Origin of the sequence: Pseudoalteromonas sp. S2755 (assembly GCF_005886535.1) — a bacterium.
Classification (GTDB): Bacteria; Pseudomonadota; Gammaproteobacteria; order Enterobacterales; family Alteromonadaceae; genus Pseudoalteromonas.
Genome location: NZ_PNDS01000009.1, coordinates 1 through 19,102, shown reverse-complemented (window position 1 = coordinate 19,102; position 19,102 = coordinate 1). Strand labels below are relative to the sequence as shown.

Genomic DNA, 19,102 nt, shown 5'->3' with positions numbered 1-19,102 from the left:
CTGTTACGGCCATTACGCGACTTGCGTAATGGGTTGAGCAAAGCTACTGATTTGATTGTTCTTATTAAACCAAGCTAATTGCTCATGTAATGCTGCCACTTCACCAATAATCAGTAGTGCTGGTGACTGAATATCATGCGCAGTAATGGTCTGTGCAAGTTGATCTAATTGTGTTCTTACGACACGCTGAGACTTACGCGTGCCATTTTCAACAATTGCTACAGGTGTATTCGGCGAGCGACCATGAGCGAGTAATTGCGCCTGAATATGCGGCGATTTAATCACTCCCATGTATACAGCAAGCGTTTGATTCGCCTTAGCTAAGCCTTCCCAGTCGAGTTCTTGTCCATCTTGCTTGCAATGCCCAGTCACAAATTGAATAGCTTGAGCATGATCTCTATGAGTTAATGGAATACCAGCGTATGCGCTACATCCTGCTGCTGCAGTAATGCCAGGAACAATTTGATATTTCACGTTATTTTCGGCCAATACTTGCACTTCTTCGCCACCGCGACCGTAAATAAATGGGTCGCCGCCTTTTATTCTACAAACCTTTTTACCTTGTTTGGCTAAATCAACCAAAATCTTGTTGGTGTGTTCTTGCTTAACACTATGATTACCGGCTTTTTTGCCCACGCAGATTAAATCAGCGTCACGACGCACAAGATCCATGATTTCGTCTGAAACTAGGTAGTCATAAACCACAACATCGGCTTGTTGCATGAGTTGTAATGCCTTAAGCGTCAGTAGCTCAGGGTCGCCAGGGCCCGCACCGACGACATAAACCTCGCCTTCAGGGGAGGGAGTACTTTCTAGCATGGCTTCAAGTTGAATTTGTGCATTTTCATTGTTACCAGCTTGTACTTCACTTACCACATTAGAATCAAAGACGGATTCCCAAAACTGACGACGGTCAGCAAAGTGTTTAAAGCGCGCTTTGACTTTATGTCTGAATTGACCAACAAGCGTTGCCAGCGGACCAATATGCTGTGGAATAAGGGTTTCTAACTTCTCTCGTAATCGTCTTGCAAGGACGGGCGCAGTTCCAGCACTGGATATAGCAATCGTTATAGGGTTTCTATCCACGATGGAAGGAAAAATAAAATTACACTTTGGTTGGTCGTCGACTACGTTAACAAAAAGGTTGCGAGCTTCAGCAAGCTCTGCCACCTCTGCATTTACGGCTTCAATATCCGTTGCCGCAACGACTAACATGGCATTATCTAGGTCTGATGCATCAAATGGTTTATGCCGAAGTGCAACGCTAGCATCCGCTGCTAGTGATAAAAGCTCAGCGCAAAACTCAGGTGAAACCAAAGTAACTGCTGCATTGGCTTTTAAAAAGGCGCGGCACTTTCTTAGCGCAACCTCACCACCACCTACAATCAATACAGGTTTATTTTCTAGTTTGGTAAAAATTGGCAAGTATTGCACGATAACCTCTGCTAAACATTACGACGGTTGATATCAATATTGATTGATATCAGTAATAGAGCGCAGCATATAGAGTTGCAAATGTGGGAAAAAATAATTTAAACCGACTCCATATAACCAAAAGTTATAAAAAAAGCGGGTAAATATCACTTCCTTTTTATTTCATGGGGTTAGCTTAAGTTTTTACCGTGGTTTGACGATTATAGTGTTTGGTTATGAGATATTCATTTAATGAACCATAGTAAAAACCGTATCCGACAGGTAATTGTATGCGGACATTTGTCCTATTGTTGGTCCTACTGTATGCATTTAACTAGGCTTATTACATAGAGTGAAAAGGAACACGGTAATGACTTTACAATCTGATGCTCGATTGTCGCTGAGTTTAATGGATTTGACCTCTTTGAAAGAGGACGATACGCCGGCAAGTATTCTCGCGCTATTGAATAGCATTAACCCCGATATCGGACTACCTGCGGCGATTTGCGTGTATCCGCAATTTGTGGCGTTAGTAAAAGAAGAATTGGAAAAGCGTGGTTGGTCGCAGATAAAAGTGGCAACGGTGACCAACTTCCCATCTGGAGAGCAAAAACTCCAACAGGTCGTTGCACAAACTCATTCAGCAATCGCAGATGGTGCCGACGAAATTGATCTTGTGCTTCCTTATCAGCAGCTGATGGCGGGTGACCCAGATACACCTTGGCAATATGTGCATTCAAGCAAGCTTGCCTGTCAAGGTAAAGCAAAGCTTAAGGTCATCATCGAAAGTGGCGTATTGGCCAAGCCAAAGCTCATTGCGGAGGCCGCGCAGCTTGCCATTATGGCGGGCGCTGACTTTGTTAAAACAAGTACTGGAAAGGTTGCTGTCAATGCTACACCAGAAGCGGCTGAAGTTATCCTTAAGACAATCAAAAGCAGCGGTAAATCAGTTGGATTTAAAGCGGCCGGTGGAGTAAAGTCAGTAGTAGAAGCGCAGCGATATTTACGATTGACGGAAGAAATTATGGGGGCCGAGTGGCTCAATGCCAATAATTTTAGATTCGGTGCTTCAAGCCTATTGAGTGATGTAGCAGTGGTTGTGAATGGACAGAGCGAGTGAAGCAGAAAAGGTAAAGCTTGAGCATGACGCGGCTAAACTGTTTTTACGCAGTTATGAAAAGCAGTTTGCAGTGCATATGCGCCATATTTGGCACAATGAGCCTAATAAACCGGACGTCAGTTGTTATCAAGGAAAAACACAGCTTGATATAGAAATAGCCCATTTTTATGCCAGTGAGAAAGAAGCGATGGCTGTGCTTGGGCGTCCGCTGTCTCTCTCCACGCAAAGAGAGCTAGCAGCAATGAGTCAAGCCGCTGACTCCGATCAACTGAGTATCGGCTTACAGCGGCTGCTCAATCAAAAAGCCAAAAAACACTATGATTCACAACGTGTTTGGTTGTTAATTCGAAATGCCAGCCCCATTTATCATCTTGACGATTTTAAGCGCTTAAAAGCCGCTTGGGAGATCCCTGATTGTCATCCATTTGAGCAAGTTTGGGTGCTTTGTGATTTTTATCACGGAGATTTATTGCGTCTTTTCTAAAGCCGTCGCAAAACCAAGTTTAGATTAAATGTTACTTTGCATATCTTTTACACTTGTTTTCGTTTGCTTCGTCAGTATAATGGGCATCCACTTTGCAGGGGCGTAGTTCCAATTGGTAGAACAGCGGTCTCCAAAACCGATGGTTGCGGGTTCGAGTCCTGCCGCCCCTGCCAATTCAGCAACAAGTCCACATTTAAAATAACGTGACCCAAAACCACTTAAGTCGCTTATTTGTAAATTTGGATTGAATGGATTTACCCTGTTCTATGCAGGGTTGTTGTGTCTGTATTTAAGGTAAAATTGATTATGAGCACTAATGTTGAAAACTCGTCAAGCTCGATGGACACGGTAAAGTGGCTAGCTGCTATTGCACTTCTAACTGGTGCCGTAGTTGGTAATTATCTATATGCCGATTTATCTGTTTTAGTACGCGCTGTTGGTGTAGTTGCAGCTATCGCTGCGGCTTTGGGCATTTTGGTAACGACTGAAAAAGGCCGTACCTTTATCGCTTTTGCTAAAGAATCACGTATTGAAGTACGTAAAGTTATCTGGCCAACGCGTCAGGAAGCGACTCACACTACTTTCATCGTGATCATTGCAACGGTGATTATGGCATTAATCCTATGGGGATTAGATGGTATACTTTTCCGTGCAGTAGGCTTTTTAACTGGATTGGAGATCTGATCCCATGTCGGATGAGAACAAAGAAAAGAAATTACGTTGGTACGTGATCCAAGCGTTTTCAGGTTTTGAAAAACGCGTAGCACAAACCATTATCGAGCATATTAAAATCGAAGGGTTAGAACACCTATTCGGTGAGATCCTTGTGCCGACTGAAGAAGTGGTTGAAATGCGTGCAGGTCAGAAACGTAAATCTGAGCGTAAATTCTTCCCTGGCTATGTATTAGTTCAAATGGTGATGGACGATGCGTCTTGGCACTTGGTGAATAGTACACCGCGTGTAATGGGCTTTGTTGGTGGTACGTCAGACCGTCCTGCACCAATCAGTCAAAAAGAAGCGGATCGTATTCTTAACCGTCTGCAAGAAAATGCTGAAGCACCGAAACCTGCTACTTTATTTGAGCCGGGTGAAGTGGTTCGTGTTACAGATGGTCCATTTGCTGACTTCAACGGTGTGGTTGAAGAAGTGGATTACGAAAAGAGTCGCCTGAAAGTTTCGGTACTTATTTTCGGTCGTTCAACGCCTGTAGACCTAGAATTTGGTCAGGTTGAGAAAGACAAATAAATTCTAACTTGAAAAAGTTGTCAAAGGCCGCTGATTAATCTATAATCAGCGGCCTTTTTGTTGTACGCAAAAATATGCGGCAAAAAGACTGAATTTTTTAACTGGGAAGCCGTTTGAGTACGCGTCCTCGCGCGCACGAGGCAAAGACCCACAATTGAGGTATTATCATGGCTAAGAAAGTTGAAGCTCTAATCAAGCTACAAGTTGCTGCTGGTATGGCTAACCCTAGTCCGCCAGTAGGTCCTGCACTAGGTCAACACGGTGTAAACATCATGGAATTCTGTAAAGCGTTCAACGCACGTACAGAGTCTATCGAAAAAGGCGCACCTGTTCCTGTTGTTATTTCTGTTTACAGTGACCGTTCTTTCACTTTTGAAATGAAGACTCCACCTGCGGCATACCTTCTTAAGAAGGCTGCTGGTATCAAGTCTGGTTCTGGTCGTCCTAACACTGAAAAAGTTGGTACAGTTACTCGTGCTCAACTTGAAGAGATCGTTGAGACGAAACGTCCAGATCTTACTGCTGCTGATATGGACGCAGCTGTACGCACGATTGCAGGTTCTGCACGTGCAATGGGCTTGAACGTAGAGGAGTAATTGAGAATGGCTAAATTAACTAAGCGTATGCGTACTATCCGCGAGAAAGTGGATGCGACTAAAGAGTACGAAATCAACGAAGCTGTTGCTCTTCTAAAAGAACTTGCTACTGCTAAGTTCGTTGAAAGTGTTGACGTTGCTGTAAACCTAGGTATCGATGCTCGTAAATCTGACCAAAACGTACGTGGTGCAACTGTACTACCTCACGGTACTGGTCGCGATGTACGCGTAGCGGTATTCACTCAAGGTGCAAATGCTGAAGCTGCTAAAGAAGCTGGTGCTGATTTAGTAGGTATGGAAGACCTTGCAGAGCAAGTTAAGAAAGGCGAAATGAACTTTGACGTTGTTGTTGCTTCTCCAGATGCAATGCGCGTTGTTGGTCAACTAGGTCAAATCCTAGGTCCACGTGGTCTTATGCCTAACCCTAAAACAGGTACTGTAACGCCTAACGTTGCAGAAGCTGTTAAGAACGCTAAAGCTGGTCAGGTTCGTTACCGTAACGATAAGAACGGTATCATCCACACTACTATCGGTAAAGTAGACTTTGACGCTAACCAACTTCAAGAAAACCTTGAAGCGCTAATCATCGCGCTTAAGAAGGCTAAGCCTTCTACTGCAAAAGGTACTTTCGTGAAGAAAGTAAGCATCTCTACTACGATGGGTGCTGGTGTTGCTTTAGACCAAGCTACTCTAAATACTCAAGTAGTATAATTTAGAGTTTGGCGTTTACATGGCGTAAAAATTAGACTATAATTTTGCGCCATTTTGTAGAGAAGTGTGCTTCTTTACAAAGCAAAGAATTCGGGTTGAAGCGCATAATTTCGAAAATTGTTTCCATCATGGTCTACAATGAATCGATAAATTGCGCTTCCGTCCAAGACCGTAGGTGGCTTCGGCCTTAATCGTCCTACGTAGACGGTGTGAATCCCAGCTAGATTTTCCTAATCTTCTGGCTCTCGCCGTAAAAAGCATCTCTGCTAAAGTTTTTAGCAGGGTAGAGTAGAACTGAAAAACATATATGTGTTTTTCTATAAACCAGGAGTAACACCCATGGCTTTAAATCTTCAAGACAAAAAAGCAATTGTTGCTGAAGTCAACGAAGCTGCCAAAGGTGCTCTTTCAGCAGTTGTTGCTGATTCTCGTGGTGTAACAGTAGGTGCAATCACTGCTCTTCGTAAAGAAGCTCGTGAAGCTGGTGTATGGATGAAAGTTGTTCGTAACACCCTAGCTAAACGTGCTGTTGAAGGCACTGATTACGAATGCCTTAACGAATCACTAGTTGGTCCAAGCCTAATCGCTTTCTCTTCAGAGCACCCTGGTGCTGCTGCGCGTATCTTTGCAGATTTCGCGAAAAAGAACGAAGCATTTGAGCTTAAAACTGCTGCATTCGAAGGCAAAATCGTTGATGTAGATATGCTTGCTAAGCTACCTACTTACGACGAAGCTGTTGCACGCTTAATGAGCGCTATGAAAGAAGCGTCTGCTGGCAAATTGTGTAAAACAATTGAAGCGGTACGTGTACAGAAAGCTGAGCAAGCTGCTTAATCTAAGCAACGCTCCTTTCTTTAATAAATTTTTTGAACCGCATGGGTTCGTAAATAATTAGGAAATTTGAAATGTCTGTAACTAAAGACCAAATCCTTGACGCTATTGCTGAAATGTCAGTAATGGAAGTTGTTGAACTAGTTGAAGCTATGGAAGAGAAGTTCGGTGTAACTGCAGCTGCTGCTGTTGTTGCTGCTGGTCCTGCTGAAGCTGCTGAAGAAAAGACTGAGTTCGACGTAATCCTAGCTGCTGCTGGCGGTAACAAAGTTGCTGCAATCAAAGCGGTACGTGGCGCAACAGGTCTAGGCCTTAAAGAAGCTAAAGCGTTAGTTGAGTCTGCTCCTGCACCTATCAAAGAAGGTGTATCTAAGGAAGAAGCTGAAGCGCTTAAGAAAGATCTTGAAGAAGCTGGTGCTCAAGTTGAGATCAAGTAATCTAGCTCCCGCTAGGTTCGCTGCCTGAGAAATCAGGCAAGGGCTGGTGATTATTTAATCACCGGCCCTTTTGCGCTATAGAGATATACATTTCTATCGTGCATAAATCTTCGAATTTCACTGTAATTTTCAATAACTTAGAAGTTTTTGTTGAAAATCGCAATGGCATTTGAAGTAACACTAATTTGATGACATAAACGATTTGAATATAGCCTGAATTGTGCTCATTTAAGCCGTTAGTTAAGCAAGTTAGTGTGACAATTTAGATGTTGTTATCATGGCTTAGATGCCAGTGAAGTCTGTTCAATTTTGGACAGGTTGGGTCAAAGATCAGCAAGCTGAGGAACCCCATGGCTTACTCTTATTCTGAAAAGAAACGTATCCGTAAGGATTTTGGTAAACGTCCACAGGTTTTGGACATACCTTTCCTACTGCAAATGCAGTTGGAATCGTTCGATAAGTTCATTGCGCCTGATGCCGATGGTGATACTGGATTGGAAGCTGCTTTCCGTTCTGTATTCCCTATCAAGAGCTACTCGGGCAACTCTGAACTTCAATACGTCAGTTATCGTATTGGCGAGCCAGTATTTGACGTTAAAGAATGTCAAATTCGCGGTGTGACATATTCTGCTCCACTTCGCGTTAAACTACGTCTTGTGCTAATGGACAAAGATGCACCTGGCACAGTCAAAGACATAAAAGAGCAAGAAGTTTATATGGGCGAAATCCCGCTCATGACAGACACCGGTACTTTTGTAATCAATGGTACTGAGCGTGTTATCGTTTCTCAGCTACACCGTTCACCTGGTGTATTCTTTGATAACGACCGTGGTAAATCACACTCATCTGGTAAAGTGTTATATAACGCACGTGTGATCCCTTACCGTGGTTCATGGCTTGACTTTGAATTCGACGTTAAAGATAACCTTTACGTTCGTATTGACCGTCGCCGTAAACTACCAGCATCTATCATCTTACGTGCACTAGAGTTCACTTCAGAAGAAATCTTGGCACTATTCTTTGAAACAACAAGTTTCGAAGTAAAAGATGGCAAAGTGTTGATGGAACTTGTGCCTTCACGCCTACGTGGTGAAACCGCTGCATTTGATATTAAAGATGCAAATGGTGACGTATTGGTTGAAAAAGGCCGTCGTATTACTGCACGCCATATTAAGAGCATCGAAAAGCAAGGCATCGACACTCTTGAAGTACCGCATGAGTACATCATCGGTCGTGTTGTTGCTAAAAACTATATCGACGAATCAACAGGCGAAGTGATTGCAGAAGCGAACACTGAGCTTTCACTAGAGCTTATGGCTGAATTGGTGAAAGCGGGTCACTCAAAGATCGATACGCTTTACATCAACGAAGTAGACAGCGGTGCGTACATGTCAGAGACATTACGTGTTGACTCTACTAACAATCGCCTAGAAGCATTGGTAGAAATCTATCGCATGATGCGTCCTGGTGAGCCACCAACAAAAGAAGCTGCAGAAGCGTTATTTGATAACCTATTCTTCTCTGAAGAGCGCTACGACCTTTCAACGGTTGGTCGTATGAAGTTCAATAGCCGTGTTGGTTATGATTCAGACGAAGGTGACGGTACGTTATCTAAAGAAGATATCGTGAGCGTGATGAAGGTATTGATCGACATCCGTAACGGTAAAGGCGATGTTGATGACATCGACCACTTAGGTAACCGTCGTATCCGTTCTGTAGGTGAAATGGCTGAAAACCAATTCCGTGTAGGTCTTGTACGTGTTGAGCGTGCTGTACGTGAGCGTCTAAGTCTTGGTGACCTAGATAACGTTATGCCACAGGATTTGATCAACGCTAAGCCAATCTCTGCAGCAGTAAAAGAATTCTTTGGTTCTTCACAGCTTTCACAGTTTATGGACCAGAACAACCCGCTTTCAGAAGTAACGCACAAGCGCCGTATTTCTGCATTAGGTCCGGGTGGTCTAACTCGTGAGCGTGCTGGCTTCGAAGTACGTGACGTACACGTAACGCACTACGGTCGTGTTTGTCCTATCGAAACACCTGAAGGTCCAAACATCGGTCTAATCAACTCGCTATCTACATACGCGCGTACAAACGACTATGGTTTCTTAGAGACTCCATACCGCAAAGTAGTAGACGGTATCGTTACTGACGATGTTGATTACCTATCAGCAATTGAAGAAGGTCAGTTCGTTATCGCACAGGCGAATACAACGCTAACTGATGACAACCAATTTGCTGAAGAATTGATTCCATGTCGTTTTAAAGGTGAATCAACCTTTATGCCAAGCGACAGCATCCAGTATATGGACGTATCTCCACAGCAGGTAATCTCTGTGGCGGCAGCGCTTATCCCATTCTTAGAACACGATGACGCGAACCGCGCATTGATGGGATCGAACATGCAACGTCAAGCTGTACCTACACTACGTGCTGATAAGCCGCTAGTTGGTACTGGTATTGAGCGTACACTAGCGAAAGACTCTGGTGTAACAATCGTTGCTAAGCGTGGCGGTATCGTTAAGTATGCTGATGCAAGCCGTATTGTTGTTAACGTTAATGAAGATGAGCGCATCCAAGGTGAAGCGGGCATCGACATCTATAACTTAACTAAGTACACACGTTCAAACCAAAACACTTGTATCAACCAGAAACCAACTTGTATGGTTGGTGAGCCGGTGGTACGTGGTGACGTGCTTGCTGATGGTCCTTCAACAGACCTAGGTGACTTAGCACTTGGTCAGAACCTACGCGTAGCGTTCATGCCTTGGAATGGTTACAACTTCGAGGATTCAATCCTACTTTCAGAGAATGTTGTAAAAGAAGATCGTCTAACGACTATCCACATTCAAGAGCTTCAGTGTATTGCTCGTGATACTAAGCTTGGTCCAGAAGAAATCACTGCGGATATTCCAAACGTAGGTGAGTCTGCACTAGGTAAGCTTGACGAATCAGGCGTTGTATATATCGGTGCTGAAGTGAAAGGCGGCGACATCCTTGTAGGTAAAGTAACGCCTAAAGGTGAAACGCAGCTAACACCTGAAGAAAAGCTACTACGCGCTATCTTCGGTGAAAAAGCGTCTGACGTTAAAGACAGCTCACTACGTGTACCTAACTCTGTATCTGGTACGGTTATCGACGTACAAGTGTTTACGCGTGACGGTGTTGAAAAAGACAAACGTGCACTAGAAGTTGAAGATATGCAGCTTCGCGAAGCGAAGAAAGACTTCAACGAAGAGTTCAGAATCCTTGAAGGCGGTATCCTGACTCACGCTCGTAACCTACTGATTAAATCAGGTATGAGTGAAGAGCAGCTTGCTGGCTTTAACACTGAGAAGCTACTAACACAAAGCCTTGCTGATGAAGAGCATCAAGCAGAGCTTGAGCAATTAGCTGCACAGTATGACGAGCTTAAAGCTGACTACGATAAGCGTTTTGAGAACAAGCGTCGTAAGATCACTCAGGGTGATGACCTAGCGCCTGGCGTACTTAAGATTGTTAAAGTATACCTAGCTGTTAAACGTCGTATCCAGCCTGGTGATAAGATGGCGGGTCGTCACGGTAACAAGGGTGTAATCTCAACTATCGTTCCTGTTGAAGACATGCCTTACGATGATAAAGGTCGTACTGTAGATATCGTACTTAACCCGCTGGGTGTACCATCTCGTATGAACATCGGTCAGATCCTAGAAACTCACATGGGTCTAGCTGCTCGTGGTATCGGTGAACGTCTTGAAGAAATGATGAAAGAGCAACGTGAAATTCACGAGCTACGCGAATTCATCAAGAAAGCTTACGAAATCGGTGACTGCCGTCAGAAAGTAGATATTGCTAACTTCTCTGATGATGAAATCCGTCGCTTGGCAGATAACCTTAAAGGCGGTCTTCCAATCGCAACACCAGCATTTGATGGTGCACGTGAAGCTGAAATCAAAGACATGCTAGAGCTTGGTGGTTATCCAAGAAGTGGTCAGGTAACGTTATATGATGGTCGTACTGGTGATGCATTTGAGCGTCAAGTAACAGTAGGCTACATGTACATGCTGAAACTGAACCACCTTGTTGATGACAAGATGCACGCGCGTTCAACAGGTTCTTACAGCCTAGTTACTCAGCAGCCGCTGGGTGGTAAGGCACAGTTCGGTGGTCAGCGTTTCGGTGAGATGGAGGTATGGGCACTAGAAGCATACGGTGCTGCCTACACGCTACAAGAAATGTTGACAGTGAAGTCGGATGACGTTAACGGTCGTACTAAGATGTATAAGAACATCGTAGACGGTAACCACAAGATGGAACCGGGTATGCCTGAGTCGTTCAACGTACTGTTGAAAGAAATCCGCTCGCTAGGTATCAACATCGAGTTGGAAGAAATTTAATCCGACCGCCGCAGTGCGCTGCGGCGTTGCATAACTGCAACCGGACTGAAAAGAATGTAGGGGCAAGCATGGCTTGCCCTCAAGATTAACCTCCGACAGGAGAGCTAAGGTGAAAGACTTACTTAAGTTTCTGAAGCAACAAAATAAGACCGAAGAATTCGATGCAATTCGCATTGGTCTTGCTTCGCCAGACATGGTGCGTTCATGGTCTTACGGTGAAGTAAAGAAACCTGAGACAATCAACTACCGTACTTTCAAGCCTGAGCGTGATGGCTTATTCTGTGCCCGTATCTTCGGCCCAGTAAAAGATTACGAGTGTTTGTGTGGTAAATACAAGCGCTTGAAGCACCGTGGTGTTATCTGTGAAAAGTGTGGCGTTGAAGTAACGCTAACAAAAGTACGTCGTGACCGTATGGGTCACATCGAGCTGGCTAGCCCAGTTGCGCATATTTGGTTCTTGAAATCACTTCCGTCACGTATCGGCCTAATGCTAGATATGACGCTTCGTGATATCGAGCGCGTACTTTACTTCGAATCATTCGTGGTAACTGAGCCAGGTATGACTACGCTTGAGCGCGGTCAACTACTGGGTGAAGAAGAATATCTAGATGCACTTGAAGAGCACGGTGATGAGTTTGAAGCGAAGATGGGTGCAGAAGCTGTACTTGATCTACTTCGTGACTTAGACCTTGGTCAGTTAATCGCTGAAATGCGTGAAGAGTTGCCAACAATCAACTCTGAAACTAAGCGTAAGAAAATCACTAAGCGTCTTAAACTAATGGAAGCGTTCCATCAATCAGGGAACAACCCTGAGTGGATGGTAATGAGCGTGCTACCGGTTCTTCCACCAGATCTACGTCCTCTAGTACCACTAGATGGCGGTCGTTTTGCGACTTCAGATCTGAACGACCTTTACCGTCGTGTGATCAACCGTAACAACCGTTTGAAGCGTCTTCTAGACCTAGCTGCACCAGACATCATCGTGCGTAACGAAAAGCGTATGCTTCAAGAAGCGGTTGATGCGCTACTTGATAATGGTCGTCGTGGCCGTGCAATTACGGGTTCTAACAAGCGTCCACTGAAGTCGCTTGCAGACATGATCAAAGGTAAGCAAGGTCGTTTCCGTCAAAACCTTCTAGGTAAGCGTGTTGACTATTCAGGTCGTTCTGTTATCACCGTTGGTCCTACGCTGAAACTACATCAGTGTGGTCTACCTAAGAAGATGGCACTTGAGCTATTCAAGCCATTTATCTACGGTAAACTAGAGCGCCGTGGTATGGCGACAACCATCAAAGCGGCGAAGAAGATGGTTGAGCGTGAAGTACCAGAGGTTTGGGACGTACTAGATGAAGTTATCCGTGAGCACCCGGTTTTACTTAACCGTGCGCCAACACTTCACCGTCTAGGTATCCAAGCATTCGAACCTGTACTTATCGAAGGTAAAGCGATCCACCTGCACCCGCTAGTGTGTGCGGCGTATAACGCTGACTTCGATGGTGACCAAATGGCTGTTCACGTACCACTGACGCTTGAAGCGCAGTTGGAAGCGCGTGCATTGATGATGTCTACCAACAACATCCTAGCACCAGCTAACGGTGAGCCAATCATCGTTCCTTCACAGGACGTTGTACTAGGTCTTTACTACATGACTCGCGATCGCATCAACGGTAAAGGTGAAGGCACTGTATTTAAAGATGCTAAAGAAGCTGAAAAAGCATACCGTGTAGGTGCTGCTGAGCTTCACGCTCGTGTTAAAGTGCGTATCACAGAAGTGACTATCGACGAAGAAACACGTGAGCGCGGCACGTTAACTCACCTAGTTGATACGACAGTTGGTCGTGCAATCCTTTCATTGAATATCCCTGAAGGCTTGCCGTTTGAACTGATCAACAAACCACTAGGTAAGAAACAAATTTCTGGTCTTCTTAACGAGTGTTACCGTCGTCTAGGTCTTAAAGATACAGTTATCTTTGCTGACCAAGTGATGTATACCGGTTTCCACTACGCGATGAAGTCAGGTGTTTCTATCGGTATCAATGACATGGTAATCCCACCAACGAAAGGTGAGATCATCGATCGTGCGGAAGCTGAAGTTGCAGAAATCAACCAACAGTTCCAATCAGGTCTTGTAACTGCCGGTGAGAAATACAACAAAGTTATCGATATCTGGTCACGTGTAAACGAAAACCTTTCTCGCGAGATGATGGCTAACCTTTCAAAAGAAACGGTTATCAACGCAGAAGGCAACGAAGAAGAACAACCGTCATTTAACTCAGTGTTTATGATGGCAGACTCGGGCGCTCGTGGTAGTGCTGCTCAGATCCGTCAGCTAGCGGGTATGCGTGGTCTAATGGCACGTCCAGATGGTTCAATCATCGAAACGCCAATCACAGCGAACTTCCGTGAAGGTCTAAACGTACTACAGTACTTTATCTCGACACACGGTGCGCGTAAGGGTCTAGCCGATACAGCACTTAAGACTGCGAACTCGGGTTACCTAACTCGTCGTCTAGTAGATGTAGCACAAGATTTGGTTATCAATGAATCAGACTGTGGTACTGAAGAAGGTCTAGTAATGAAGCCGCTAATTGAAGGTGGTGACGTTGTAGAGCCGCTTCGCGAGCGTGTACTAGGTCGTGTTGTCGCTGAAGATGTATGTAAGCCAGGTACCACTGAAGTACTTGTTGCACGTAACGTAATGATTGACGAAAAACTGTGTGATCTTCTAGAGGAGCACTCAGTAGACGAAGTTAAAGTACGTTCTGTAATCACCTGTCAAAACGACTTTGGTGTGTGTGCACACTGTTATGGTCGTGACTTGGCGCGTGGCCATATCATCAACCCTGGTGAAGCAGTTGGTGTAATCGCGGCACAGTCAATCGGTGAGCCGGGTACACAGCTTACGATGCGTACATTCCACATCGGTGGTGCGGCATCACGAGCTTCTGCAGAGAACAGTGTTCAAGTTAAGAACAATGGTAATCTGAAACTTCACAATGCGAAGTTTGTAATCAATGCTGATGGCAAAATCGTTATCACATCTCGTTCAACCGAGATCACGATAATTGATGAGCACGGTCGTGAGAAAGAGCGTTATAAAGTTCCTTACGGTGCAGTATTAACTGTACAAGATGGTGCTGACGTTAAAGGTAACGATATCGTTGCTACTTGGGACCCGCATAGTCACCCAATCATCATTGAACATGAGTCAAAAGTATCGTTCAGCGATATCGATGATTCAAACACTGAAGCACAGACTGATGAATTAACTGGTCTAACACGTGTGGTTGTTAAGGATCTTGCGAAAGTAAACGCGAAAGAGCCTAAACTAATCATTGAGAACGAAGAACGTGGTCTTCAAGAGATCCGTCTACCTTCATTCACAACGATTGAAATCACAGATGGTGCAACAGTACTACCTGGTTCGGTATTGGCCCGTATTCCACAAGAAGGTTCGAAGACTCGTGATATCACGGGTGGTCTACCTCGAGTTGCTGACCTATTCGAAGCGCGTAAGCCAAAAGATCCTGCAATCCTTGCAGAAATCACAGGTACCGTTAGCTTCGGTAAAGAGACTAAAGGTAAGAAACGTCTTGTGATCACACCGGAAGAGGGTGATGCATACGAAGAGATGATCCCGAAATGGCGTCAGCTTAACGTGTTCGAAGGTGAACAAGTGGCTAAAGGTGAAGTAATCGCCGATGGTCCTGAGTCTCCGCACGACATCCTACGTCTACGTGGTGTTACTGATGTATCTAACTACATCACTAACGAAGTACAAGAAGTATACCGTCTACAGGGCGTAAAGATTAACGATAAGCACATTGAGACTATCGTTCGTCAGATGCTTCGTAAGTGTATCATCCTTGATGGTGGTGACAGTGAATTCCTAGTAGGCGAGCAAGCTGAAGTTGCACGTGTAAACATCGCTAACCGTGAACTAGAAATGCAAGGTAAGATCCCAGCTAAGTTTGAAATTCAACTAATGGGTATTACTAAAGCGTCACTTGCGACTGAATCGTTTATTTCAGCGGCATCGTTCCAGGAAACAACACGTGTTCTAACCGAAGCTGCGGTTAATGGTAAGAGCGATGAGCTACGTGGTCTGAAAGAAAACGTAATCGTGGGTCGTTTGATCCCAGCGGGTACAGGTTTCGCATACCATGAAGAACGCATCAACCGTCGTAAGCAAGGTGAAGCAGCTGTTGAAGAGCAAACAGTAAGTGCTGAAGAGGCAACTCAAGCGCTGACAGACGCACTAAACGCTGATTTACTAGGTGGCAACGAGTAATCCTCGCCATTTAGCGAATTAATTGAAAAACCGCTGTGTGAATACAGCGGTTTTTTTATGCCTTTACAACTCGCTGGTCGAATTGCCATCAAAGCGTCACATCAATATGTATACTGCAACAAAGGTTTTTCAATGCAATCGCTAACTTTTGTTAACTTTCAATAGCTTCGCAGGCAAAACCATCCGAATTGCATGCATTTACTTAGCGCTGATGACGACTTTTGGTTGACAGGTTAAACTTTGGTCATTAAAATTCGGCCACCCATTTTAGTCGTTCAAGAAAATTGGATTTGGCCTAAATGGTAAGATTTTATTTTTCAGTAGTAATTTATTAATTCAGGAGCTATTTAATGGCAACTATTAACCAGCTAGTGCGTAAGCCACGTCGTAGCAAGGTTACAAAGAGCAACTCAGCTGCTCTTAAAGCTTGTCCACAAAAGCGTGGTGTATGTACTCGTGTATATACAACAACACCTAAGAAACCAAACTCTGCATTACGTAAAGTAGCGCGTGTACGTTTAACTAACGGTTTCGAAGTAACTTCATACATTGGTGGTGAAGGTCACAACCTACAAGAGCACAGTGTAATCCTAATCCGTGGTGGTCGTGTTAAAGACTTACCAGGTGTGCGTTTCCACACTGTTCGTGGTGCACTTGACTGTGCAGGCGTAAACGACCGTAGACAGGCTCGTTCTAAGTACGGTGCAAAACGTCCTAAGGGCTAATGGTTCTCCGTTAGTAAGGCCAAGCACTTAAGTTTTAAATTTTTATATATTGTTTTGGGAATCCGTGTTAGCACGGACCTGAAGATACCGGAGAAAGAAAATGCCTAGAAGACGCGTAATAGGTCAACGTAAAATTCTTCCAGATCCGAAGTTCGGATCAGAGCTTCTTGCTAAATTCGTTAACGTAGTAATGCTTGACGGCAAGAAATCTACTGCTGAAAAAATCGTATATGGTGCGCTAGACGTGGCTGCTGAAAAATCAGGCAAGTCGCACCTAGAAATCTTTGAATCTGCACTTGATAACGTTCGCCCACAGGTAGAGGTTAAATCTCGCCGTGTTGGTGGTTCAACGTACCAAGTACCAGTTGAAGTACGTCCAGTGCGTCGTAACGCACTAGGTATGCGTTGGTTGGTTGAAGCTGCACGTAAGCGTGGCGAAAAATCAATGGGTCTTCGTCTTGCTCAAGAGATGATCGACGCTGCTGAAAACAAAGGCACTGCGGTTAAGAAACGTGAAGACGTTCACCGTATGGCTGAAGCGAACAAAGCATTCGCTCACTACCGTTGGTAATCTGCTAACACCCTTTAAGAGGATATTATGGCACGGACAACTCCGATTGAGCGCTACCGTAACATCGGTATATGTGCTCACGTAGATGCGGGTAAAACAACTACGACCGAGCGTGTACTTTTTTATACTGGTCTTTCTCATAAGATTGGTGAGGTACACGACGGCGCCGCAACTATGGACTGGATGGAGCAGGAGCAAGAGCGTGGTATCACGATCACTTCTGCTGCAACGACGTGTTTCTGGAAAGGGATGGATGCTCAGTTTGATGAGCATCGTGTAAACATCATCGATACTCCAGGACACGTAGATTTTACTATCGAAGTAGAGCGTTCATTGCGCGTACTTGATGGTGCTGTTGTTGTGTTATGTGCTTCATCAGGTGTGCAACCGCAAACTGAGACCGTTTGGCGTCAGGCAAACAAATACGAAGTACCACGTATGATTTTCGTCAATAAGATGGATCGTACGGGGGCTAATTTCTTGTCTGTTGTTGAACAAGTTAAAAAACGTCTCGGTGCTACACCTGTGCCTATTCAGCTACCAATTGGTGCTGAAGATGAATTTAAAGGTGTTATTGACCTTATCAAGATGAAAGCGATTAACTGGAATGAAGAAGACCAGGGGATGACTTTCAACTACGAAGAGGTCCCAGCAGATCTTCTTGAGCTTGCTGAAGAATGGCGTTCTCATCTAATTGAGAGCGCTGCAGAAGCTTCTGAAGAGCTAATGGAAAAATATCTTGAAGATGGTGAGTTGAGCGAAGAAGAGATTAAATCAGCCCTTCGCCAACGCACATTGGCCAATGAAATTGTGCCAATGACGACAGGTAGTGCATTCAAGAACAAAGGTGTTCAGGCTGTGCTTGACGCTGTGATTGAATTCATGCCTTCGCCTACTGAAGTAAAAGCTATCCAAGGTGTCTTAGAAGACGAAACCGAAGATACGCGTGAAGCTGACGATAATGCACCGTTTGCGGCGCTTGCATTTAAGATCGCAACCGATCCATTCGTTGGCACACTTACTTTCTTCCGAGTTTACTCTGGTAAAGTTAGCCAAGGTGATTCGGTACTAAATCCTGTTAAAGGTAAAAAAGAGCGTTTTGGACGTATTGTTCAAATGCACTCAAACTCGCGTGAAGAGATTAAAGAAGTTCATGCGGGTGACATCGCGGCTGCTATCGGCCTAAAAGATGTGACTACTGGTGATACACTTTGTGCTCAAGATGCCCCAATTACGTTAGAACGTATGGAGTTCCCTGAGCCTGTAATCTCGGTCGCAGTAGAACCTAAAACAGTAGCTGACCAAGAAAAAATGGGCGTTGCACTTGGTAAACTTGCAGCAGAAGATCCTTCATTCCGTGTAGAAACGGACGAAGAATCAGGTCAGACGATTATCTCTGGTATGGGTGAACTTCACTTAGATATCATTGTCGATCGTATGAAGCGTGAGTTTAACGTTGTCTGTAACGTTGGTAAGCCTCAGGTTGCATACCGCGAAACTATCCGAGCTTCTGTTGAAGCTGAAGGTAAGTTTGTGCGTCAATCTGGTGGTCGTGGTCAATATGGTCACGTTTGGTTGAAGCTAGAACCAATGGATGTTTCTGATGATGATGCGCCTATATACGAATTCGTTAACGAAATCGTAGGTGGTACAGTACCAAAAGAATATATCCCAGCGGTTGATAAAGGTATTCAAGAGCAGATGAAGCAAGGTGTGCTTGCCGGTTATCCGCTATTGGGTGTTAAAGCTACCCTGTTTGATGGCTCGTTCCACGATGTTGACTCAAACGAGATGGCGTTTAAGATCGCAGGTTCGATGGGCTTTAGAAAGGGCGCGCTAGAAGCAAATCCAGTTCTACTTGAGCCTGTCATGAAAGTAGAAGTAATCACCCCTGAAGAAAACATGGGTGATGTAGTAGGCGACTTAAACCGTCGTCGTGGCATAATTGAAGGCATGGAAGAAGCATTTGGTGGCTCGAAGCAAATTAATGCTCAGGTACCGCTTTCTGAAATGTTTGGTTATGCAACAGACTTACGCTCCGCTACACAAGGGCGCGCATCATACTCTATGGAATTCCTAAAGTATGCTGAAGCGGCTAAAAACGTAGCTGATGCAATAATTGCAGCTCGCGCTGTTAAGTAATTTTAGTTCGGTCCGGTCTTAGGGCTGGACTTTAATTTCTTTATAGGAAATTTGAAAATGGCAAAAGAAAAGTTTGAACGCGTAAAACCGCACGTAAACGTTGGTACTATCGGCCACGTTGACCACGGTAAAACTACACTAACTGCAGCAATCACTAAC

Annotated in this window: 15 protein-coding genes and 1 tRNA gene; 15 read left to right on the top strand and 1 reads right to left on the bottom strand. The window is 44.6% G+C overall.

The genetic code is table 11. The features are described 5' to 3' along the window. Positions 1-12: 12 nt before the first annotated feature. Positions 13-1,434, bottom strand: a complete 1,422-nt coding sequence (cysG, locus tag CWC03_RS02105; RefSeq protein ID WP_138580383.1) for a siroheme synthase CysG — start codon at positions 1,432-1,434, stop codon at positions 13-15. Between the two features lie 349 nt (positions 1,435-1,783). On the opposite strand from cysG, the gene deoC reads away from it, so the two are divergent. From deoC to CWC03_RS02030, 15 genes are all read left to right on the top strand, one after another. Further along, positions 1,784-2,533, top strand: coding sequence for a deoxyribose-phosphate aldolase (deoC, locus tag CWC03_RS02100; RefSeq protein WP_138580382.1), 750 nt, complete (start codon positions 1,784-1,786; stop codon positions 2,531-2,533). Then, a complete protein-coding gene (locus CWC03_RS02095) occupies positions 2,517-3,017 on the top strand; it encodes a hypothetical protein (RefSeq protein WP_138580381.1) in 501 nt (166 codons plus the stop codon). The genes deoC and CWC03_RS02095 overlap by 17 nt, the downstream gene beginning before the upstream one ends. A 96-nt stretch (positions 3,018-3,113) precedes the next feature. Then, positions 3,114-3,190, top strand: a tRNA-Trp gene (locus CWC03_RS02090). 133 nt (positions 3,191-3,323) lie between these two features. After that, positions 3,324-3,701: a preprotein translocase subunit SecE gene (gene secE, locus CWC03_RS02085; protein WP_010376231.1), complete on the top strand. Its 378-nt coding sequence runs from the start codon at positions 3,324-3,326 to the stop codon at positions 3,699-3,701. A gap of 4 nt (positions 3,702-3,705) precedes the next feature. Beyond that, positions 3,706-4,263 carry a transcription termination/antitermination protein NusG gene (gene nusG, locus CWC03_RS02080; RefSeq protein WP_138580380.1) on the top strand — a complete coding sequence of 186 codons (558 nt, stop codon included), beginning with the start codon at positions 3,706-3,708 and terminating at the stop codon, positions 4,261-4,263. Between the two features lie 167 nt (positions 4,264-4,430). Further along, positions 4,431-4,859, top strand: a complete 429-nt coding sequence (gene rplK, locus CWC03_RS02075; protein WP_010376229.1) for a 50S ribosomal protein L11 — start codon at positions 4,431-4,433, stop codon at positions 4,857-4,859. A 6-nt stretch (positions 4,860-4,865) separates the two neighbouring features. Continuing rightward, positions 4,866-5,570, top strand: a complete 705-nt coding sequence (gene rplA, locus CWC03_RS02070) for a 50S ribosomal protein L1 (protein ID WP_010376228.1) — start codon at positions 4,866-4,868, stop codon at positions 5,568-5,570. Between the two features lie 339 nt (positions 5,571-5,909). Continuing rightward, positions 5,910-6,404, top strand: a complete 495-nt coding sequence (rplJ, locus tag CWC03_RS02065) for a 50S ribosomal protein L10 (protein WP_128725818.1) — start codon at positions 5,910-5,912, stop codon at positions 6,402-6,404. Between the two features lie 71 nt (positions 6,405-6,475). Then, on the top strand, positions 6,476-6,838 hold the full coding sequence (gene rplL, locus CWC03_RS02060; RefSeq protein ID WP_010376226.1) for a 50S ribosomal protein L7/L12: 363 nt from the start codon (positions 6,476-6,478) through the stop codon (positions 6,836-6,838). Positions 6,839-7,188: 350 nt separating this feature from the next. Further along, the gene (gene rpoB, locus CWC03_RS02055; protein ID WP_010607819.1) at positions 7,189-11,214 is read left to right on the top strand and encodes a DNA-directed RNA polymerase subunit beta; all 4,026 of its coding nucleotides are present in this window, start codon (positions 7,189-7,191) and stop codon (positions 11,212-11,214) included. Positions 11,215-11,323: 109 nt separating this feature from the next. After that, on the top strand, positions 11,324-15,505 hold the full coding sequence (rpoC, locus tag CWC03_RS02050) for a DNA-directed RNA polymerase subunit beta' (protein ID WP_138580379.1): 4,182 nt from the start codon (positions 11,324-11,326) through the stop codon (positions 15,503-15,505). A 350-nt stretch (positions 15,506-15,855) separates the two neighbouring features. Next, complete coding sequence (rpsL, locus tag CWC03_RS02045) at positions 15,856-16,230, top strand: 30S ribosomal protein S12 (protein ID WP_010367657.1); 375 nt, start codon at positions 15,856-15,858, stop codon at positions 16,228-16,230. A gap of 100 nt (positions 16,231-16,330) precedes the next feature. Next, on the top strand, positions 16,331-16,801 hold the full coding sequence (gene rpsG / locus CWC03_RS02040) for a 30S ribosomal protein S7 (protein ID WP_010376219.1): 471 nt from the start codon (positions 16,331-16,333) through the stop codon (positions 16,799-16,801). A gap of 27 nt (positions 16,802-16,828) precedes the next feature. Further along, complete coding sequence (fusA, locus tag CWC03_RS02035; RefSeq protein WP_138580378.1) at positions 16,829-18,943, top strand: elongation factor G; 2,115 nt, start codon at positions 16,829-16,831, stop codon at positions 18,941-18,943. Between the two features lie 57 nt (positions 18,944-19,000). After that, on the top strand, positions 19,001-19,102 hold a 102-nt coding region (locus tag CWC03_RS02030; RefSeq protein WP_046354627.1), incomplete at its 3' end, for a GTP-binding protein.